This window comes from Ideonella sp. P3_A4 (genome assembly GCF_056403075.1).
Genome location: NZ_JBFUGE010000422.1, coordinates 1 through 5,206 on the forward strand (window position 1 = coordinate 1; position 5,206 = coordinate 5,206).

Annotated in this window: 4 protein-coding genes and 1 pseudogene; 3 read left to right on the top strand and 2 right to left on the bottom strand. The window is 63.1% G+C overall.

The genetic code is table 11. The features are described 5' to 3' along the window. On the bottom strand, positions 1–396 hold a 396-nt coding region (locus AC1DYI_RS25740; RefSeq protein WP_477206979.1), incomplete at its 3' end, for a PDC sensor domain-containing protein. Between the two features lie 377 nt (positions 397–773). Between AC1DYI_RS25740 and AC1DYI_RS25745 the strand changes: the two genes are divergently transcribed. Next, the gene (locus AC1DYI_RS25745) at positions 774–3,110 is read left to right on the top strand and encodes a hybrid sensor histidine kinase/response regulator (protein WP_477206980.1); all 2,337 of its coding nucleotides are present in this window, start codon (positions 774–776) and stop codon (positions 3,108–3,110) included. 66 nt (positions 3,111–3,176) lie between these two features. Here the strand turns inward: AC1DYI_RS25745 and AC1DYI_RS25750 are convergent. Then, a pseudogene (locus AC1DYI_RS25750) lies at positions 3,177–3,440 on the bottom strand (helix-turn-helix domain-containing protein); the annotation flags it as partial. A gap of 406 nt (positions 3,441–3,846) precedes the next feature. Between AC1DYI_RS25750 and AC1DYI_RS25755 the strand changes: the two are divergent. Together AC1DYI_RS25755 and AC1DYI_RS25760 are read left to right on the top strand one after the other, a co-directional pair. Continuing rightward, positions 3,847–4,050: an MbtH family protein gene (locus AC1DYI_RS25755; protein WP_477206981.1), complete on the top strand. Its 204-nt coding sequence runs from the start codon at positions 3,847–3,849 to the stop codon at positions 4,048–4,050. Then, the coding region (locus AC1DYI_RS25760; protein WP_477206982.1) for an AMP-binding protein at positions 4,047–5,206 on the top strand (1,160 nt) is incomplete at its 3' end. The genes AC1DYI_RS25755 and AC1DYI_RS25760, both read left to right, overlap by 4 nt.

Genomic DNA, 5,206 nt, shown 5'->3' on the forward strand with positions numbered 1-5,206 from the left:
CACCAAGCCTTTGCTGCCGTCTCGCACGCGCTGGAAGTACGGGCGGTCGCGCAGGTTCAGGCGCCGGTCGGTGCGCAACGAATCACAGAACAGCTCGCCGTCCGGCAACACGCTGACGAGGCCGGTGTACTGCGGGTAGGCCTCGCGCACCGCCGACAGGTAGGTGGAGCAGGCGGCGCGATCGGTGGTGTCCAGTACGTTGGCCAGAGCGAGGCCGAACTCCAACTGGGCCGTGCCTTGGACTCGGTGGTCGAGGTCGTCCGCGACGTTGTTGGCGGCTGTGGTCAGCCCCTTTATCGCCACGTCGATCTCGATCTCGCTGGAGTGGAAGAATCGCCACCCGACCAAAAGCGACGGCACCAGCGTGCCCAGCAGCACCACGATGAACAGACGCATGCGCAGGCTCACAACGGGTCCTGCGGATAGGAGGAAGCCAGTAGTAGCGGTGCGGCAGGTACCCGTTTCCCAGGACAGCAGACGGACGGAATCTGCCGACATGAAAGGGGTGTCGGCATGGTGTGGTGCCGACAGGTGCGCCGACGATTTCCGCGATTGCACCGGGTTTCGCCAACGCCGTCGGTGCGCTGGCGTACGCGGGTTTCCTTCAAGTTTGAGTCGACTCGAGTCCGAGCTGCCGATTGGTGAGGACAAAGTTCAAACCTTGCGTTTCGCACCGGAACGGCAATTGCTACGCCGCGGAATACCCTTGGCTCATGGTGGTCAAGGGGAGCATCGGCCGTCGCCGCGGAGAGGCGGCCACAGGGAGCGTTCTCATGCCCTACAGCAGGGTGCTTTTCTTTCGGGGTCCGCAAGCGGCGAGCCGGGCCACCCGCGCCCTGGGCGTCGTCGTGATTGCTGGCCTGGTGATTCTCACGCTGCTGTCAACCTTGCAGCTTCGATCTCAGGCTGAAACTGCGGCTCGCACATCGGCCGAAGACCACGCCTACGCCACGTCGACCCATGCCTATCAAGCCTTTGCGGCGGCAGATTCGATCGCTTCGGGGGTCGTTCGAGCCGTGACGGCAAGACGCATCACCGACGCCGCGCAGTTCGATGCCGAGCTCGGCGCCGAGGACGAACAACGACTGCTGGCGGCTCGCCAATCAAGCTTCGAAGGGATCGACGTGGTTTCGGTTGTCGACGCGAACGGCCATCTGCTCAACACCTCGTTGAAATATCCGCCACCGACGGTCGACATGCACGACCGCGAAGGGTTCCAGATGGCACTGCGGCGAACAGCTGACGCTCCGCACATTGCCGCCCCGGTACAGAACCGCGTCGACGGGAGGTGGACGATCTATGTTTCTCGGCGTCTGAGCAGTGCGCATGGGCAGTTTCTGGGCGCTGTCTTCGTTGGCCTGTCGCCGAAGTACTTTTCGGACTTCTACGCCAACATGCGCCCTGACCAGGTCTCGCGCCGAGACCTCACCGCCATCACGCTGTTGCGCAATGACGGCATTGTGATGGCGCGGTCACCCTACGACGAGCGACTGTTGGGACGTGCGATGAACTCGGCCGGACACTATCGCACGCTCATGAACACGCCCACGGACACCGCCAGATCTGGTGAAAGCTATGTCGACGGGCCCTTCGAGCCATGGGACGCTGAGCCAGACGACGAAGGTCGCGTCATGGTGACCTCCAGACGAGTGGACAGATTTCCCTTCACGCTTGCCGTGGCCATGCATGAGGACTTCTACCTCGCCAACTGGCGTCGGCAGGCTGAGGCTACTGCAGCCTTGACGGGCGTGGCAGTTCTCTTCCTTCTGGGCACCTTCGCGACCTTGGTACGGGTGCTGCAAAGACGCGAGCGACACTTGGTGGAGGTGGAGCAGCTCAGGGTGTCTGCCGAGAAGGCCAGCCAGGCAAAGACGAACTTTCTTGCCACCGTCAGTCATGAAGTCAGGACACCACTGAACGGCATTCTTGGTACTGCGGAGTTGCTGTTGGAGACGGATCTGCAACCGCAACAGCAGGAACTCGCCGGCACGCTTCTAATCTCGGGGCGGAACCTGCTGGCGATCATCAACGACATCCTCGATCTTTCGAAGATCGAAGCCGACGAACTCAGCATCGAGGTAGGCCCGTTTTCCCCCAGAAGCGTCGTTCACGATGTTCTCAGCCTGTTTGCCTCTTATGCATCGGGAAAAGGCCTGGGTCTGTCCATGCATGCCGACAACCAGGTTCCGGCGGTGCTTGCTGGCGATGCCAAGCGGGTCAAGCAAGTCATAGGTAACTTGGTCAGCAATGCCATCAAGTTCTCGGACATTGGCGAGGTGCGGGTAACGCTGACATGGCCAGTTCACGAAGACGGTATCCACGTTCTGCGCATTGAGGTGTGCGACAACGGCGTGGGTGTGCCAGAGGAAGCGAGGGAGCGCGTTTTCCAGGCATTTGGCCAGGCTGATGGATCGATCTCTCGACGCTTTGGCGGCACGGGACTTGGCCTGACCATCTCCAAGCGACTCATCAAGTTGATGGGGGGCCAGATCGACTTCACCAGCCGCGCAGGTGCTGGCACTTGTTTCTGGGTCGAGCTACCGCTACCTGAGACCTCAGCTCCCGTATCAGAAGCCGCACATGAACACTCGGACTGGACCTTTGCGCACAGCGGGCCCATGCCCCTGCCGGCAGTCTTGACGGAGCGCACGACCACGCGCGAGGACGCCCACGTTCTCGTCGTCGAGGACAACACCATCAACGCGATGGTCGTCGAGGCACAACTGCGGCGCCTTGGCTGCACCTGTGACATCGCGGCAGACGGCGAAGAAGCCATCCAACGTCTCTCGACAGGTAGCTATCGCCTTGTGCTGATGGACTGCATGCTGCCCGGAATATCGGGCTTCGAGACCACCAGACGCTGGCGTGTTCTCGAAGCAGAACGCGGGATGAACCGCTTGCCCATCATCGCCCTGACTGCCAATGCGCTGGCCAGCAACCTGGCCGAAACGCATGAAGCCGGGATGGATGACTTCCTCACCAAGCCTTGCACCCTTGACAAGCTGGAGGCGGCGTTGCGCATCTGGCTTAAGCCTAACGATGCTGTTTCGTACACCGCTCAGCACAAGGAAGAACTCAACAACTCCGTCGCCAAACTGCCACCGATGTGACCTTGACGGAGACCGCATTCTGTGCGCTACCGCACATGGCCCCCCCAACGCGTTGCGCCGAAAGCTTGCCGGCGGCTGCCCATAGCGCCGTGCGAAGACGCGCGAAAAGTGGCTCGCGCTGCTGAAGCCGTGGTCCAGCGCGATGTCGGCCATGGGTGCGTTTGAATCCAAGAGCGCCTGTGCCGCACGCTCCAGGCGCAGCCGTAGCACGTATTGATGAGGCGGCAACCCTGCTGCGGCATGGAATTCGCGCGAGAAGTGCGATTCGCTCATCCCGCAAAGCGCGGCCATCTCGGCGATGGGGAGCTCGCGCGTGACGTTCTCGGCCATGAACGACAGCACCTTGCGCAAAAGCGGCTATCACGTCGTCGGTCAAGGTCCGTCTGCTCACGCACCTCGCGACCGGACAACGCTCTTCGCGGCCAGCAGTGGGAGAGAGTCCGAAGTTCCACAAGTGACTTTCGGCTACGTGAAGTTCGCGCCTCCATGTCCGTTCGGCAGCTCTAGATGCGTCTGAACAGATGAACGGATCTTTTGAAGGACCAGGACCATGCGACTCATCCGCGATGAAGTCATGAAAGCGCGGACCGACCGGTGTCGGGGCACGACGTCATTAGGTTTGATGGCGCCTGCTGCTGCGCAGTCATGCACGATTGTTGCAAGCGCCGGGCCGGGTGTGAATCGTCTGCATAACGCTACACCAACGCTGACTCTACACATCGAGTGAATGCCAACCATGCCGAACCCTGACACGCAAGAAGACCTTGATCTCTACTGCGTCGTCCGCAATCACGAGGACCAGTATTCGATCTGGCAGAGTGACCGCGGCGTGCCCGCGGGCTGGGAACTCGTCGGCGAGCCGGATACCAGGGCGGCCTGCCTGCACCGCATCGAGTCCCTGTGGACCGACATGCGGCCCTTGAGCCTGCGAACGCGATGATCGAGGCGAAGACTCCAACGTCTGCCCAGACGCTGGTCGCGCTGTTGCAACAGCGTGCCGCGATGCAGGCCGATTGCACCGCCTACATCCTGCTCTCCGATGGCGAGGCGGAATCATGCCGGCTGAGCTATGCCGACCTGGACCGCGGCGCGCGCCGCATCGCGTCGGTGCTAAGCGAGCGAGCCGTGCCAGGCGACCGAGCGCTGCTCGTCTTCCCGCATGGCGCCGACTACCTGCAAGCATTCTTCGGCTGTCTGTATGCCGGCATCGTCGCCGTGCCTGCATACCCGCCCAGCCCGGTCCGGCCAGAGCGCGCGCTGGAACGCCTGCAGGCCATTGTCTCGAGCGCGGCACCCCGGTTGGTTCTCGGGCCGGACGACGAGACGAACTCGCTGCGACGCGCCGTGGCTGATCGCCCGGCCTGGCGCGCCTGTCACTTCCTGGGCACGTCGGCCTGGCAGGCCGGCCGCGGCGGCGAAGATTTCGATTCTGGCGCTGTCGTGCCCGGCACGTTGGCGTTTCTTCAGTACACGTCCGGCTCGACGTCCGCGCCGAAGGGTGTGATGGTCAGCCACGGGAACCTGATCGCCAACTTGGCGCAGATCCGCGCGGGCTTCGGGCATGACGAGACCACGGTCTTCGTGTCCTGGCTGCCGCTCTACCACGACATGGGGCTGATCGGTGGCATGTTGCAGCCGCTGTACCTGGGCATCCCATGCGTGCTGATGGCCCCGGTCGATTTCCTGCAGCGGCCGATGCGCTGGCTGGAGGCGGTGTCCCGCTACCGTGCGACGACCAGTGGTGGACCGAACTTCGCCTTCGACCTGTGCACCCGCCGCGCCACACCGGCCGCCGTCTCAGCCCTCGACCTGTCGAGCTGGAAGGTCGCCTTCAATGGATCAGAACCCGTTCGCGCGCGAACGCTCGACGACTTTGCGCGCACTTTCGCGCCGGCCGGCTTCGACCGCCGCGCACTCTATCCCTGCTATGGCCTGGCCGAGGCCACCCTCTTCGTCAGCGGTGGACGGCCTGGTGAAGCGCCGCGGCGCCTGCGCTGCGACCCGGCGGAACTGGAACGGGGTCGTGCCATCGCCAGCGACAGCGCTGACGCGCGCGATCTGATCAGCTGCGGACTTCCGTGGTCGCAGGAAGTGCT

Excerpts from the sequence above, each read along its gene's own strand:
- AC1DYI_RS25745 (WP_477206980.1), top strand. The coding sequence starts at position 774 with ATGCCCTACAGCAGGGTGCTTTTCTTTCGGGGTCCGCAAGCGGCGAGC.
- AC1DYI_RS25755 (WP_477206981.1), top strand. The coding sequence starts at position 3,847 with ATGCCGAACCCTGACACGCAAGAAGACCTTGATCTCTACTGCGTCGTC.